Raw genomic sequence first — 15026 nt, 5'->3', positions numbered from 1 at the left:
CCACCGAACGCAAGGCAGGCCGGGAGCCTCAGGAGTCGCTGAGCGCTCCAACATCCCGACCTGCCACCACCAAGTCTAGGAGCCCTCAGGCAGCTTGACTTTCCTTAGGAACTCAAAGTCGGTCGTTGGCGGAGTGCCGGTCACGACATGGGTGTGGACACTTCCGCGACCACTGCGCAGGCGCCGCGGCGCAGGGACTGCTGCACGAGGGTGGTGCGAATGTCGAGGTGTCGGAGCAGGAACGTGCGTTCGTCGAGCCGCTTGCGGCGCAGCCAGCCGGTGACTTCGTCATTGCATTTGCTGGTGTTGCAGGAGCGGCAGGCAGGGACGACGTTGTCGAGGGTGTAGCGCCCGCCGCGAGAGATCGGCAGGACGCAGTCGCGCTGCAGTGGCGTGTCGGTCACCCCGCAGTACGCGCATCCGGCCCACGCGTCCTTCAACGCTGCCCACTGCAAGTCGGTGAGGTCGTGGACCTTGCTGCCCAGTCGGCGTTTGCGGCGCCGGTCCGCGCGGGCCTTGCGTGTCTTGCCGACAGCCATTCCCGAAGACTACGACGCAGCGACGGTCATCGACGCTTCACGGCCATCGCGCGCATCACATGAGCGCACCGCCGGCGGCATGTCAGGGCTTGGCCAGCTACCGCGACGCCATCGCCTGTCGCGCACTGCGTCGGCTGGGCTGTCCGGGGATGTCGTCTTCTCCGGAAACCGGCGGGGCAGTCTCACGCTTCGCTGGGTCCTCCTCCACGTCTTGCGTGAGCTGGCCCAGCATTGCGGACACGCGGACATCTTGCGCGAGCAGCTGCTGGCCCGCCGCAACCAGTGAGGCGGGTCGCCGGGCCGGCGGGCCTCACTGGTCGAGCGCTATCAGGCGCCTGCCCGCGTCGCCGCACGCCAGACGGCGTCCGGGACGAGTTGGTCGAAGGTGTCGATGATGTGGTCGGGACGCTGCTCGGGCGGGGCGGCCTCCGCTTCTTCGGGCGTGCTGTCGCCGGTCAGCACCAGCACGGATGCCATGCCGGCGGCCCGGCCCATCGCCACGTCCGTGGCCAGGCGGTCTCCCACCATGAGGACGTCGGCGGGCTCGACTCCCAAGCCGGCCACCGCCTCTGCGACCATGATCGCCCCCGGCTTGCCCAGGTTCACTGAGCAGCGGACGCCGGTGCACGCCTCGATGGCGGCCGTGATCGCGGCGCAGTCCGGCTCGCCGCGTCCGCCGGGGAAGGGGCAGTAGCGGTCGGGGTTGGTCTGGACGAGGATCGCCCGCTTGTGGAACCACAGGGCGTCGAACGCGATCTGCAGCTTCCGGTAGTCGAACGTGCGGTCGTAGGACGCCACCACGATGTCGATCTCGGCCGGGTCCTCACTCAGGCGGACGCCCGCCTCCCGCAGGGCCCGGATGAGGGGCTCCTCCGCGATCGGGAACACCACGGCGTCCGGGTGGTGGGAACGCAACCATCGCACGGTGGTGACAACGGTGTTGGCGATGTCGTCCACTGGGGTGGGGAGGCCGAGGCGTGCGAGTTTGGCTGCGTACTGCTCGGGGTCCTTGGTGGGGTTGTTGGACAGGAACCGCAGGGGGATGCCGCGCTCCCGCAGGAACGCGAGGGTTTCCCGCACCCCCGGGAGGACCTCGTCGCCGAGGTAGATCGTGCCGTCCATGTCGAAGACGTAGGCGCCGTACAGGCGTTCGGGACGCATGGCTGTCGCTTCCTCGATCCGTGCCGCGCTCAGGTCCACAGCCCGCCGGGGGCGAAGACCTCGTCCACCAACTCGTCGAACCAGCCGATCTCGCGGGTCACGTCGAGGACGGTGTAGCGCGAGCGGTAGTACATCGCCTTGGGGAACGTGTCCTTGAGCTCGGCGAGGGTGAGGCCGATGTCCTCCGGGCGTGTCGGCGTGCCGGCCGCGGCGAGCATGCGCTGCAGGTCACGCGCCGGCATCAACTGGTCGACGAGGCGGGGACGCAGCGACGGCCAGCCGTCGACCAGGGTCTGCACGCGCGTCCGCAACCCGGCGGCGTCCACGTACTTTTCGCGCGTCTCCCGGACGCCCTTCTCGGCGAGCGGGCCGGTGAGCTTGCTGCGGATGTCGGCCTCGACGGCGTCCCAGGTCGGCCAGGCCGCCACCACGGCGTCCACGTCGATCGCCGCGAGGTCTCGGGCCATGAACCGCTCGTAGAACGCCGTCATGGCGAGTGTGCCGATGGCCACCTTGTAGCCGTGGGAGAGTGGCGGGTCGAGGTCTGCCCCCAGGTGGTCGAGCTCCCAGAGGTGGCTGAAGTAGTGCTCGGCCCCGGACGCCGGGCGGGTGCCCTTGTAGACCTGCATGGCCAGCCCCGAGAGGAGCAGCCCCTCGACGAGACCCTCGTAGGCGTCCGCGTCGCCGGCGGCGAGGGCGTCCGGCCGGGAGAGCGCCTCCGCAACCCCTCCCTGCACGAGGTCCCACGCGAGGGGGTCGATCGGGTCGAGGCCGATGGCGTCGGACAGGATCCAGTCGGCTCCGGCCGGGATCTTGGCCGCGAGGTCGCCGTAACCGGAGGCGACCATGGCCTTGGGAGCGGCGGCGGCGACGTCGAGGTCGAACAGGACGACGGCGGGGGCGGGACAGGGCATCGTGATCTTGACCCCGCCCTGGCTCATGGGTGCCCCGAACCCGGAGTACCCGTCCATGGATGCCGCCGTACCGACCACCGCGTAGGGCTGGTCCAGCTCGCCGGAGGCCAGCTTGACGAGGTCGTTCAGGGTGCCGGCACCCACGGCGACCCCGAGCGCGTTGGTCTCCCGCAGGCGCTCGCGGATCGTCTCGCAGTGCTCGTAGGCGGCGTACAGGGTCGGCGTCCCAGGGAAGACGAGGGGCTCGGTCTGGGTGAGGCCCGCCGCCTGAAGGGATGCGGCCACCGCCTCACCCGCGGCGACCCAGGTGCGCTCGTCAGCGACGATCAACAGCGGCCGGCCCGGCTGGGCGAGGGAGCGGGCGAGGATCTCGCCGGTTCGGGAGAGGATGGCGCGACCGACCTCGATCACGCGGGTGTCGCTCGCGTGCCGCAGTCCGTCGGCGATGGCTTGGTTGGTCATGGTGCTTCCTTCGGTGGGTGGCGGCGGGCCGGGTGATCGGTGGGCCGCGTGGTCAGGGGGAGGACTGGAGGATGTCGGCGGTGGCCTCGAGGGCCTCGGACTCGTCGAGTCCGTCTGCCCAGATCGAGACCCGGTCACCGTGGCGCAGGCCCAGGGCGAGCACGTCCACGACGTTGCGCAGGCTCGCGCTCCGGCCCCCGGTGCGGAGGAACAGGCTGCTGTCGAAGTGGGCGGCCTGTTCGGCGAGGTCGTGGGCCACGAGGGCGTGGACGCCCAGTTCGTGACCCACGACCACCTCGCGGTGGATCACGCCTCGATGGCGATCGTGCTGCCGACGTCGAGCTGGGGCATCTGCTCTCCGCGGACGTGGATCGCGCCGTGCATCTTGGCCTTGTCGGCACCGTCCACGTTCACCGTGACATGCCCGAGGGCGTCGAGGTTCTGGCGGGCCACGTCGCCGACGGCCGTGATGGGGTAGCTCGTGCCGTCGAGCACGAGTACCTGGCCCACCTCGATGTCCTGCGTCGTCCGCGCCGAGGCGTCGATGATGAAGCAGAACTCCTTCAAGGCGTCGGGGGCGTCCTCGCCGAAGGTGACGAACATGCCCTGGCCGATGAAGGCGGTGGCCTCCGGTCCGGCCGCGGTGACGGTGGTGCGGTACGTCTCGGTCATGAGGGTGATCCTTTCGTGGTCAGGAGGAGTAGAGGCCGATGCTGGCGAGCCAGGCGACGGCGACGCGGGGGACGCCGGTCAGGAACCGGGAGTAGAGGACCGACGGGACGCCGACCTCGACCGTCTCGGTCTCCGCCTCGGCCAGGCCCAGTCCGACGGGGATGAAGTCGGCGGCGTTCTGGGTGTTGATGGCGAACAGCGCGGGCAGGGCGAGGCTCGGGTGGATGGTGCCCTTGCCGATCTCCACGCCGATGAGGGTGCCGATGATCTGGCCGATGACGGCGCCGGGGCCAAGCAGCGGCGACAGGAACGGCAGCGAGCAGATGAAGCCGAGCACGATCAGTCCGATACCCGAGCCCGCGAGCGGCGTCAACATGTTGGAGAACCAGGTGCCGAAGCCCGAGGCCTGGATGATGCCGATCAGCATGGCGACGAAGCCCATGAATGGGATGACGGTGCTGAGCATCGTCTGCACGGCGTCGCGGGCCGCCTGGTAGAAGATGGACACGACGCGGCCGGCGCCGAGGCCGATCTTCTCGAGGATCGACTTGTTCTTCTTCGCGGCGATCGTCTGGCTGATCTTCTTGTCGGTGGTCCACTCGCCTTGGACCGCGAACTTGGCTCCGCCGCCGGCAGCCTGCCCGGACGCCGAGGCGCCGGTGGCCGCCGCCGCCCCTGCGGCTGCTGCCGGAGCTGCCGCAGAGGCCTCAGAGGCCGCCACGGCCTCCGACTCGTCGGCCAGTCGCACCTGGACGTTGCCCACCGCGGACACGTAGATGTCCTCGTTGATGAACTGCGCCAGAGGGCCCGTCTTGCCGGTCGGCATGACGTTGATCGTCGGGATGCCCTTCTTGGGGTACAGGCCACAGCGGAGGGTGCCGCCGCAGTCGATCACCGCGGCGAAGACCTCGTCGTCGGGGATGCTGGTGCTGAAGCCGTTGACGGCCTCCGCCCCGGAGAGCTCGCAGATGCGGTCCACCACGTCGGGGCGCATGCCGCCGCCGACGATGTAGAGCACCTTGTTCTTCTGCTCGGTGGGCGTCAGGGTCAGCGGGCCACCGAAGCCGCCACTGCCCCGCTCGATCACGATGGTGCGGTACTGGGACATGTGCGTCACCCTTCCACGTGGGGTTCGGCGCTCAGCACGACACCCTGCTGCTTGCTGACATAGGCGGTGGTGAAGTCGGTCACCCAACCAGCCACGAAGTTCATGACGAGACCCACCAGGAGGTACCGGATGGCCAGGGGGCCCGTGCTCAGGCCGAGCGTGGTGACTCCCTGGGCGATGCCGAGCCAGATGAACAGCTCGGCAGGGTTGATGTGCGGGAATACGCCGTTGCTGGTGTGGCAGAACTGGGCGGCGCTCGCGAAGTAGCTGGGCTTGTAACGCTCAGGCAGGAAGCGGCCGAGCGAGTGGACCATCGGGTTGGCCAGCATGAAGGCGCCGACGAAGGGCAGCAGCATGTAGCGGCTGACCGGGTTGTGGGCGGCCTTGCCGGCGAACCGGTTGATCTTGTCCTCACCGATCAGCTGGATCAGCGAGTTCATGGCGATCAGCAGCATGAGCACGAGGGGAACGATGCTGCCCATCCAGCTGATGAAGACGGTGGCACCGGCCTGGAAGAGGCCGACGAACCATTCAGCGGCGTGAACGAGGATGTCCATGATTCAACTCCTTTCGATAATGCGGGTGGTACGCGTGGGCGTTGGGGGGTCAGGCCGCGGTGGCGGGGCGGCGTCCGAAGAGGCGTCCGAGCCGGAGGCCGACCTGGGCGAAGGGTCCGGGTGGGTCCAGCGGCTTCCCGCCGGCCAGGACGGTGCGGTAGTTGTCGCGGGCGTTGGCGACGGCGCCACGGAGCGGCTTGCTGAAGCGGCGGTCGCCCTCGGGGGCGAGGTCGGCCAACTGCAGGCCGTTGTAGACGTCGAACGTCTTGAACCGCGAGAGCACGGTGACGCCGGAGAGCTTGCGGCCCTCGACGATGTGGCCGGCGTCGTCGAGCAGGAACAGCACCAGCGCGCCGGCCACGAGCAGGCCCTGCTTCTTGCCGAGAGCGACCTTGCCGCGGCGGCGCATCGCGGTGAACGTGTCGGCGAAGTTCTTCGACTGCCTCAGCCCCAGCACCGTTTGGGTGAGGTAGAGCACGGCGAAGCCGATCAGGAAGGTCCAGAACATGTTGCTCCTCAGGTGGTGGGACCGGTGGCGAGGTTCTCCATGAAGTAGAAGAACTGCTCGTAGCTGGTGAGTCTCGAGAGCTTGGCGAGGGCCGGCCGGTTGGCGCCCAGGCGGATCACTTCGTCGTAGACACGGATCAGCAGGGTGTCGTCGTAGGCGAGCTTCGCGGGAACGGCGAGGCACACGATGACCCGGACACCGGCCTCCCCGTCGGACCGTGGGACCACCCCGAGGGCACACACGGGGCTGGCGATCGTCGGGTCGGTGGCGTGGGGGAATCCGATCTGGTCATCGAGCTGCATGGTGGCGCGGTCCTCGCGGGCGGCGATCGCGGCGGCGAACTCCGCACCCACCAGGCCTCGCTCGGTCAGGCGCGCGACCAAACGCTGGGTGCCCTCCCGGTAGTCGCAGCCCGCGGGCAACCGCACGAACCGGCCCTCATCCAGCAGGGCCGCCAGGAACGACCCGGCCGACGCCCCGTGGGACAGCGGTCCGTGCGCCGGCACGCGGAGCGCGTGCAGCCGGCGGAGGACGGCCTGACGGTCGAAGACCTCGCCCAGTTCCAGCGTCGGACGCCGCGTCGCGGCGCGGGTCCCCGGGGTGGTGACGACGAGGTCACTGTCGTCCAGGTCGCCGGGGGCGGCGTCCGGCACGATGCTGTAGCGGGTGCCCGCCGGCAGGACCGACTCCAGGTTGGCCCGCACCAGGCGGGCCGTCGCCGGGCCCCGCCCCGACACGATCGTGACGACCAGGTCGCGGCTGCCCTTGGACGCATGCTCGGCCAGGAACACCTGGAAGTAGGTGGTGAGCAGCGAGAGTTCGCCGGCCTCGACGGCCAGCCCGGTCTCGCGCTCGATCACGTCCCCGGCGATCGTCGCCATCCGCGATGCCGCGGGGTACTCGTCCCGGAGGCGTCCGCCCTGCGTGTCGGGTGCGAGGCGCAGCCCGAAACGCATCCGGTTGAGTAGGAAGGTGAGGTGCTGGCTGAACTCCTGGGTGAGTTCCGACGGCGCCAGGCGCACGTCCATCTCGTCGGTGATGCGCTCCAGGATGCGCCCCACGAGTTCGCCCGCGGCCGCCGCCGTCGGCCAGACACCGGTGGGTCCGTCGTCCACGACCATCCGCAGACCCGCGGCGGAAAGGGCCAGGAACAACACCTCCTCGTCGGGGAGCCGTTCGCCGAGCAGTGGTTCGAGGCGGGCGGCCAGGGCGCGGGCCAGGTCGTGGGCGGGCGTGTCGAGCAGGTCGTGGTAGGTGGCGGGCAGGGCGCCGAGGTCGTGGCCGGTGAGGTGCCGGTCGAGCACGACGGTGACCCAGCGCAGCACGAGCGCACGGCTCTCGCTGCCCAGCCGGTACGCCGCGAGGACCTCCTCGACCGCAGCCTGCAGGTCGTCGCCGAGCGGGTAGTCCCGGTAGGCCGCCGCGTAGGCGTGGTCGAGGACCGCCAGCCGGATGCCCGCCTCGGGCCCGGCCAGCTGCAGGCCGACGCGGGTGCGTCCTTCGATGGTCACCCCGAAGGGGGAGAGCAGCGTGCGGACGTCCGCGACGTCGGCCACCACGCTGGTGCGGCCGAGCCGCATCTCGAGGGCGAGGTCCTCCGTGCGGACCGGCACCTCGCTGCGCAGCAGGCGGGCGAGGATCCACGCCGCCCGCCACTGCGGATCGTTGAACGACTCGCGCACCGTCGCCAGGCGCTCACGTCCGCGTCCGTAGGCCCCGGCGTCCACGATGAGCAGGCGGTAACGTCCATCGGCCAGGCGGATGGAGGCGGCACCCTCGAGGGCCTTGTTGAGGTGGGCGATCTCGGACGCGATGGTGCGGACCCCGACGCCGCAGCGCCGCGCCAGCTCCTCCCGCGTGGTGGAGTCGGACGACTCCAACTGGCTCAGGATGGTGACCGCTCGATTCATCTCTCCTCCTTCCGGCTCGGTCCGCTGTGGGTGACATGAACGTAACCCGGTGGGGGCTTGGGGGGGAGCCTTGAATAGGCCGGGGATCGGGGCACCGTGCGCCGCAGGAGCGACCGAATTCCGGTTGCCCACCGGATCCGGGCAGGGACAGGGTGGGGGGCAGCAAGCAACCCAGGAGGAACACCGTGAAACGTCTTGAGACGGACGTCGTCGTGATCGGCGGCGGATCGACCGGGCTGGGCGTCGTGCGCGACGCCGCGCTGCGTGGCTACCGCGCGGTTCTGGTGGAGCGGGTGGACCTGGGACAGGGCACCACCGGCAGATTCCACGGACTGCTGCACTCCGGTGGCCGCTACGTGGTGAGCGATCCCCAGTCGGCGACCGAGTGCGCCGAGGAGAACGCGATCCTGCGTCGCATCCAGTCTGCGGCGGTCGAGGACACCGGTGGCTTCTTCGTGACGCTGCCCGGGGACGACCCGTCCTACGCCGACCAGTTCCTGGCCGGCGCTGCGAAGACCGGCGTCCCCGCGACAGAGATCAGCGTGGCCGAGGCGCTCCGCCGCGAGCCGCGGCTCCATCCGGGCATCCAGCGGGCCATCGAGGTGGCTGACGGTTCGGTCGACGGCTGGCAGCTGGTCTGGGGGGCGGCGCGTTCGGCCATGTCCCACGGGGCCAAGGTGCTCACCTACCACCGCGTCACCCGCATCGAGCGCGAGGGCGGCCGGGTGTCGGCCGTGCTGTGCCGCGACGAGAAGGGCGGCGAGGACGTCCGCATCGAGTGCTCGTTCGTGCTGAACTGCGCCGGTCCCTGGGCGGGCCAGATCGCGGCGATGGCCGGCGCCCGCGAGGTGGAGGTGGTGGCGGGCCGCGGCATCATGATCGCGATGAACCACCGGATCGTGAACACGGTCATCAATCGCTGCGTCTACCCCACCGACGGCGACATCCTCGTACCGGTGCACACGGTGTCGATCATCGGCACCACCGACATCCACGAGTCCGACCCGGACCACCTGCCGATCCCACGCGACGAGGTCCAGCAGATGCTGGACGCCGGCGAGGCGATGATCCCCGGCTTCCGGACGGCGCGTGCGCTGCACGCCTGGTCGGGCTCGCGGCCCCTGATCAAGGACGACCGAGTCGCCGCCCACGACACCCGGAACATGAGCCGCGGCATGGCGGTCATCGACCATTCCGAGCGCGACGGGCTGTCGGGCATGCTCACCATCGGCGGCGGCAAACTGACCACCTACCGCCTCATGGCGGAACACATCGTCGATGCCATGGGCGACCAGCTCGGCGAGAACCGCCCCTGCCGGACCGCCGACGAGGTGATCCCGGGTAGCGAGGACCGGCGACTGTACGCCGTGACCCACCGGCTCGAGGAGCGTGAGGCGGACCGGCTCGACGACCCGATCGTCTGCGAGTGCGAGCTGATGAGCCGCTCGATGCTCGTCGACGCCCTCCACGCGCAACCCAACGCGACCCTGGACGACCTGCGTCGCCAGCTCCGTCTCGGGATGGGCCCGTGCCAGGGCGGTTTCTGCGCCGCGCGGGCGGCCGGGATCGCCTGCTCCGAGCAGGTCGCGGACGCCGAACGCGCGACCGGGCTGCTGCGACTCTTCCTCAAACACCGGTGGATCGGGCTGTGGCCCATCCTCTACGGGCCACAGGTGCGGCAGACCGCGCTGGACCACTGGATCTTCGCAGGCACCCTCGACGTCGAGCACCTGCCCCACCCCGAACAGGAGGTCGTGCGATGAGCGACGTCGTCGTCATCGGCGCCGGGCTCGCCGGCCTGACCGCAGCCCTGCGGCTCGCCCGCAGCGGCCGGTCGGTCATGCTCGTCACCAAGGGCCCCGGCGGCCTGCAGCTGTCCCAGGGCACCCTCGACATCCTCGGCTACACGCCCGAGCGGGTCGAGCGCCCCCTGGAAGCCGTCGCCGCCGTGGCGTCCGACCACCCGTACGCGTCGATAGGTGCGGACGCCGTCGGTGCGGCCGCCGCATGGCTGGCCGGGGCCCTCGGCCCCGAACTGCTCGTGGGCGACCCCGCCCGCAACCTCCACCTGCCCACGGCGGTCGGCGCCCTGCGGCCCACAGCCCTGGCGCAGCCCTCGATGGTGGCCGGGGATGCGATCGGGGGCCGCAGCTACGCGGTCGTCGGCGTCCGGCAGCTGAAGGACTTCCCCGCCGACCTGGTGGCCGGCAACCTGGCCCGCAGCACCGCCCCCGACGGCGGAGCGCTCGCGGCGAGTGCGGCGTGGGTCGACCTGCCCGCCCGCCCGGGGGAGGCCGACCCCAGCCCCCTCACCTACGCCCGCGCCCTCGACGAGGAGGCCTTCGCGGCCCGGTTCGCCCGCGCGGTCGCCGCCGCTGCCGGTCCCGGCGACGTCGTGGCCCTGCCCGCCTTGCTGGGCGTGCGCCGCAGCGGGGTGTGGCGCCAGGTCGCCGAGGTGGTCGGACGCGACGTGTGCGAGATTCCACTCCCGCCCCCCTCCGTGCCGGGACTGAGGCTGTACGAGGCGCTGCTCGCGCTGGTGCGCGCCGCCGGCGTCCGGATCATCACCGGCAGCCGGATCGTCGGCCGCACCCTGGAGGCGGACGCCGTGGCGTCCGTCACCCTCGCCGCCGCCGGCGGCCCGCGCCAGCTCCGGGCCGACGCGTTCGTGTACGCCCCGGGCGGGTTCGAGAGCGGTGCACTCGAGGTGGATTCCTTCGGTGCGATCTCGGAACCGGTGTTCGGACTGCCCCTGACCGCCACCGACGCGGGGCCGCTGATCCCGGCCACCTACTGGGGGCCCCACCCCCTCTTCGCCGTCGGCGTCCGCACCGACGCCGCCGGCCGACCCGTGGACGCCGCCGGTGCGGCCGTCCACCCCAACCTGTACGTGGCCGGCGGCCTCATCGCCGGCGCCGAGCGCTGGCGCGAGAAGTCGGGAGACGGGATCGCCGTCGCCACGGCCGTCCGGGCCGCCGACCACATCACCGGAGGAACACGATGAGCGAGAAGTCCAGGGCCGAGCGGGCCCAGCACCTGCGCGAGCGGCTCAACAACGAGCTCAACCGCATGAGCCTCGACCAGTGCGTCAAGTGCACGATCTGCGAGACCAGCTGCCCGGTGGCGGCGGTGACACCGCTGTTCTCGGGGCCGAAGTTCGTCGGCCCCCAGGCCGAACGGTTCCGCGACGGGGACTCCGTCGACCACTCCGTCGACTACTGCTCCAGCTGCGGCACCTGCAGCGTCGTCTGCCCCCAAGGCGTCAACGTGGCCGAGCTCAACTCGCTGGCCCGGGCCGTCATGAAGGCCGAACACGGCGTCCCGATCCGGGACCGGATCATCACCCAGACCGTCCTCATGGGCCAGGCGATGACGCCGGTCGCCCCCCTCGCCAACGCCGTGCTCGACAACAAGCTGGCCCGCTTCGCCATGGAGAAAGTCGTCGGCGTCCACCGCGGCGCCCCCATGCCCACCGCGCGCACCCAGTCGTTGCACACCTGGCTGAAGAAGCGGCCCGCCCCGGCCAAGGCACCCACCCGCGGAGCGTTGGTCTACTTCCACGGCTGCGCCGGCGGCTACTTCGAGGTGGACGCCGCGAAGAAGGCCATCGAAGTGCTCGAACACCTTGGCTACGAGGTGCTCGTGCCCCCCCAGGGTTGCTGCGGCCTCGCCGAGCAGAGCAACGGCCTGTTCGAACAGGCGACGAAGTCGGTGCGCGCACTGGTGAAGGCGCTGCGCTCCGCCGGAACCGACCTCACCATCGTCAGCACCGCCGGCAGCTGCACCGGCATGCTCAAGCACGAGGCCCACGAGATCCTCGGCCTACACGACACCGAACTGGCCGACGTCGGCACGCGGATCCGGGAGATCTCGGAGTTCCTCATGGAGCTGCACGAGGCGGGCGAGCTGCCCACCGACTTCGAGCCGATCAAGCAGCGGCTGCCCTACCACGCCCCCTGCCAGCTGAAGAGCCAGGGCATGGGGACGCCTGCGTTCGACCTGCTGCGGCTGATCCCCGGCCTCGAGGTGGTCGACAGCAACGCCACCTGCTGCGGCATCGCGGGTACCTACGGCCTCAAGAAGGAGAAGTACGACATCGCCCAAGCCGTCGGCAAGCCACTGTTCGACATGGTGAAACAGACCGAGCAGGGCCTCGCGGCCTGCGACACCGAGACCTGCCGCTGGCAGATCGAGAACTCCACCGGTGTGCGCACTGTGCATCCCATCGTGCTCGTACACCAGGCTTACGGGCTGGGCGCGGTGACGCCATGACCCGCCCCGCGCGAACCCCGCACGACATCGAGTGCTGGCTCACGGACATGGACGGAGTGCTGGTCCACGAGGACCGCGCCCTGCCCGGAGCCGTCGAGCTGATCGACAGCTGGATCGCGACGTCGCGGCGATTCCTGGTGCTCACCAACAACTCCACGTGGACGCCGCGAGACCTGGCGGCACGGCTCGAGCGCGCGGGATTGCACGTCCCGGAGGAAAACCTGTGGACCTCCGCGATGGCGACCGCTGCCTTCCTGGCCGGCCAACCCGGCAAGAAGACCGCCTACGTCATCGGGGAGGCCGGACTCACCACCGCCCTCCACGACGCCGGCTTCGTCCTCACCGACGTCGACCCCGACTACGTCGTACTCGGAGAGACACGCAACTACTCGTTCGAGGCGATCACCAGAGCCATCCGACTGGTGATGGCGGGAGCGCGCTACATCGTCACCAACCCCGACGCCACGGGGCCGTCGGCCGACGGCGTCGTCGCCGCAACCGGAGCCGTGGCAGCCATGATCACCGAGGCCACGAAACGCAAGCCCTACGTGGTCGGCAAGCCCAACCCCATGATGTTCCGGTCCGCAATGAACCGCATCGCCGCCCACTCTGAAACCACCGCGATGATCGGAGACCGCATGGACACCGACATCGTGGCCGGCATGGAGGCCGGGCTGCACACGGTGCTGGTGCTCAGCGGCCTGACGACCATGGCTGACGTGGAGACGTATCCCTTCCGCCCGGACCAGGTCGTCTCGTCAGTGGCCGAGTTGCTCGACCAGCTCTGAGTCACTCGAAGAGACGCCGAGGTGTCCATGGCTGTCCACCGGTTGCAGTCGCCACCCGTTATGGCGGTGACTGGCTTGTCTGGGCCCATGACGGGAGGCCGCGATGCAGTGCGAGAAACGCCGCTCGGGTGTTCTGCGGCCCGACCATCGACTGGGTGGCAGGCCTGCAATCAACCAAACTCGCGGCGGTGACGTCTGGATGCCGCTGAGGCACAGCCTTGGACGCGAGCCCCGCGCGGGTCTCGGGTGCTGAGCTATTCCCCACGCATTCCCCACGACAAAGGGGTGACGACATGGCGAAGGCCCGTCAAAAGACCTTGTCAGGGGGCCATTAATTTCCGCGGCCATCTTCCTCAGTTGATCTTCCCTGGTCCACCCCGGTGCCGGCCACCACGGCCCAGCAACCGGGGATGGATCAAGGCCGGGAACCGGTTTGGGTGATGCGGTTCAGTGTGCCGGGTGATTCAGGGTCCGAGGAGTGCGAGGGGGACGACGGCGATGCCGTCGGGGCGGCGGTAGGCGTGTTTGCCGGTGTAGATGATCATGCGGTCGACGAGGCGGTCGCCGAGTTGTTCGCCAAGCCAGTTCAGGTGCTCGACGTCGGCGGGTCTGATGGTGTCGGTGAGTTTGACCTCGATCCCAACGGTGGAGCGGTCGGCCGTTTCGACGATGAGGTCGATTTCGTGGTCGGTGTTCTTGGTGCGTAGGTGTCCGACGTGGGCGTCGGCTGCTTCGGCGTAGACGCGAACCGATTGGGCGGCCAATGACTCGAACAGTGCCCCGAGCCAGGTGCCGGTGGCTGCGTGGACGCGGTTTCCTTGTCCTCGGAGGAGTCCTGTCTTGCCGACGCCGACGAGGCGGGCGGCCAGGGCGGGGTCAACCAGGTGGTGCTTGGGGGAGTGGGTGAGTCGCTTCAGCGGGGCGAACGCCGGCGTCCACGCCTCGATCGGGTCGAGCAGGAAGATCCGTTGTAGGTGCTGGCGGTAGATGTCGGCGGTCTGCCGGGCCGGCTTGTCGCCCTCGCATTCTCTTCTTGCGCGCCATAGCCCTTCCCACGCTCCAATCTTCGCACTCGCCGAGAACGCGAGTCGCGCGAGGTTGACGCGCGGACGGCCCGTGGGGTCCCCATCGACCAGGCCGGAGCGAGGATGGTGCGAGGCCCGGCGTCCGTGAGTCGCCAAGCCCCGATCTGGCGATGGTCCGGAACGTTCGATTGACCGCGAGGTGCCGCCTATCGGGACGGGGGGCGTCCACAATCGGTCTGTTCGCAATCCGCCGCCAACGCAGACGTCCGACTCTGGGCATGACAGCGAAGTCACGACCCTTGAAGCGCCCTAGGTTCTCTGCCGCATCCTTGTGAGTTGGAAGGATGTTGTTCATGCCGAAGAGGATCGATGCGAAGGTCAAGGAGCGCTGCGTGCGGCTGGTGCTTGACCATCTGGCGGAGTACCCGTCGTTGACGGCTGCGGCCGAAGCCGTGGCCCGCCGGGAGGGGGTGGGGAAGGAGTCGGTGCGCCGGTGGGTGGTCCAGGCGCAGGTCGATGGTGGTCAACGCCACGGTGTCACGAGTGAGGAGCTGGACCAGATCAAGGAGTTGAGGGCCAGGGTGCGCCGGTTGGAGGAGGACAACGAGATCCTGCGTCGGGCCTCGATTTTCTTCGCGGGGGAACTCGACCCCCGCAGTCGTTGATCGTCGCCTTCGTTGACGAGATGCGCAGTCTGGGGCACACGGTCGAGTCGGTCTGCAGGGTCCTGTCCGAGCAGGGCTGTCAGGTCGCCGTGCGTTCCTACCGGGCGTGGAAGCAGCCCGGCCGGCGGGTCGCGGCGCGGACGGTCAGCGACGCGGTGGTCCTCGACACGGTCCGTGACCTGGCCTGGACGGTGGATGATCAGGGCCGGCGTCGGCTGGCGCCGGAGGGGTTGTACGGACGCCGGAAGATGACCGCCCTGGTCCGGCGTCGCCTGCCCGGCACGTCGCCGGGGTCGGTGGACCGGGCGATGCGGGCCCTGGGTCTGGCCGGTGTCCGCCGGGCCAAGGGGATCCGGACCACGATCCCGGCCGCGGACGGCCGGCGGGCCGGTGACCTGCTCAACCGCGACTTCACCGCTGAGGCCCCGAACCAGACGTGGGTGAT

15 protein-coding genes and 1 pseudogene are annotated in these 15026 nt (G+C 69.9%); 6 read left to right on the top strand and 10 right to left on the bottom strand.

What is annotated here, in order from left to right; genetic code table 11:
- Positions 1-140: 140 nt before the first annotated feature.
- Entirely contained in the window at positions 141-539 is a 399-nt protein-coding gene (locus H5397_RS15310; protein ID WP_131170267.1) for an HNH endonuclease, read from the bottom strand.
- Between the two features lie 79 nt (positions 540-618).
- Here H5397_RS15310 and H5397_RS15305 point away from each other — a divergent pair, with 79 nt between their 5' ends.
- Positions 619-825: a DUF664 domain-containing protein gene (locus tag H5397_RS15305; RefSeq protein ID WP_220492336.1), complete on the top strand. Its 207-nt coding sequence runs from the start codon at positions 619-621 to the stop codon at positions 823-825.
- Between the two features lie 41 nt (positions 826-866).
- Here the strand turns inward: H5397_RS15305 and H5397_RS15300 are convergent, their stop codons facing one another.
- Genes H5397_RS15300 through H5397_RS15265 form a run of 8 tightly spaced genes read right to left on the bottom strand, consistent with a single transcriptional unit; the run spans position 867 to position 7831 of the window.
- Positions 867-1700: an HAD-IIA family hydrolase gene (locus H5397_RS15300; protein WP_131167939.1), complete on the bottom strand. Its 834-nt coding sequence runs from the start codon at positions 1698-1700 to the stop codon at positions 867-869.
- A gap of 29 nt (positions 1701-1729) precedes the next feature.
- Positions 1730-3076, bottom strand: coding sequence for a sn-glycerol-1-phosphate dehydrogenase (locus H5397_RS15295; protein ID WP_182818475.1), 1347 nt, complete (start codon positions 3074-3076; stop codon positions 1730-1732).
- 52 nt (positions 3077-3128) lie between these two features.
- Entirely contained in the window at positions 3129-3386 is a 258-nt protein-coding gene (locus H5397_RS15290; protein ID WP_131167941.1) for an HPr family phosphocarrier protein, read from the bottom strand.
- Positions 3383-3748: a PTS glucitol/sorbitol transporter subunit IIA gene (locus tag H5397_RS15285; RefSeq protein WP_131167942.1), complete on the bottom strand. Its 366-nt coding sequence runs from the start codon at positions 3746-3748 to the stop codon at positions 3383-3385. Before H5397_RS15285 ends, H5397_RS15290 begins: the two co-directional genes overlap by 4 nt.
- A gap of 19 nt (positions 3749-3767) precedes the next feature.
- On the bottom strand, positions 3768-4856 hold the full coding sequence (locus H5397_RS15280; protein ID WP_131167943.1) for a PTS glucitol/sorbitol transporter subunit IIB: 1089 nt from the start codon (positions 4854-4856) through the stop codon (positions 3768-3770).
- Positions 4857-4861: 5 nt separating this feature from the next.
- Positions 4862-5413, bottom strand: a complete 552-nt coding sequence (locus H5397_RS15275; protein ID WP_131167944.1) for a PTS glucitol/sorbitol transporter subunit IIC — start codon at positions 5411-5413, stop codon at positions 4862-4864.
- 49 nt (positions 5414-5462) lie between these two features.
- The gene (locus tag H5397_RS15270; protein ID WP_131167945.1) at positions 5463-5921 is read right to left on the bottom strand and encodes a transcriptional regulator GutM; all 459 of its coding nucleotides are present in this window, start codon (positions 5919-5921) and stop codon (positions 5463-5465) included.
- 8 nt (positions 5922-5929) lie between these two features.
- Positions 5930-7831, bottom strand: coding sequence for a PRD domain-containing protein (locus H5397_RS15265; RefSeq protein ID WP_182818474.1), 1902 nt, complete (start codon positions 7829-7831; stop codon positions 5930-5932).
- 185 nt (positions 7832-8016) lie between these two features.
- Between H5397_RS15265 and glpA the strand changes: the two genes are divergently transcribed.
- Genes glpA through H5397_RS15245 form a run of 4 tightly spaced genes read left to right on the top strand, consistent with a single transcriptional unit; the run spans position 8017 to position 12891 of the window.
- Complete coding sequence (glpA, locus tag H5397_RS15260) at positions 8017-9594, top strand: anaerobic glycerol-3-phosphate dehydrogenase subunit GlpA (protein WP_182818473.1); 1578 nt, start codon at positions 8017-8019, stop codon at positions 9592-9594.
- On the top strand, positions 9591-10835 hold the full coding sequence (gene glpB, locus H5397_RS15255) for a glycerol-3-phosphate dehydrogenase subunit GlpB (protein WP_182818472.1): 1245 nt from the start codon (positions 9591-9593) through the stop codon (positions 10833-10835). The genes glpA and glpB overlap by 4 nt, the downstream gene beginning before the upstream one ends.
- Positions 10832-12103, top strand: coding sequence for an anaerobic glycerol-3-phosphate dehydrogenase subunit C (locus H5397_RS15250; protein ID WP_131167949.1), 1272 nt, complete (start codon positions 10832-10834; stop codon positions 12101-12103). The genes glpB and H5397_RS15250 overlap by 4 nt, the downstream gene beginning before the upstream one ends.
- Positions 12100-12891: an HAD-IIA family hydrolase gene (locus H5397_RS15245; protein ID WP_182818471.1), complete on the top strand. Its 792-nt coding sequence runs from the start codon at positions 12100-12102 to the stop codon at positions 12889-12891. The genes H5397_RS15250 and H5397_RS15245 overlap by 4 nt, the downstream gene beginning before the upstream one ends.
- Positions 12892-13355: 464 nt before the next feature.
- Here H5397_RS15245 and H5397_RS15240 read toward each other — a convergent pair whose 3' ends face one another.
- Positions 13356-14072 (bottom strand): DUF4143 domain-containing protein, encoded by a 717-nt coding sequence (locus tag H5397_RS15240; protein WP_220492335.1) that lies wholly within the window; start codon positions 14070-14072, stop codon positions 13356-13358.
- Positions 14073-14269: 197 nt separating this feature from the next.
- Here H5397_RS15240 and H5397_RS18535 point away from each other — a divergent pair.
- Positions 14270-15026, top strand: a pseudogene (locus H5397_RS18535) (IS3 family transposase); the annotation flags it as partial.

It is taken from the genome of Propioniciclava sp. MC1683 (assembly GCF_014164675.1).
Classification (GTDB): domain Bacteria; phylum Actinomycetota; class Actinomycetes; order Propionibacteriales; family Propionibacteriaceae; genus Propioniciclava.
The sequence above is the reverse complement of the archived record's forward strand: the minus strand, read 5'-3'. Positions and strand labels throughout refer to the sequence as shown.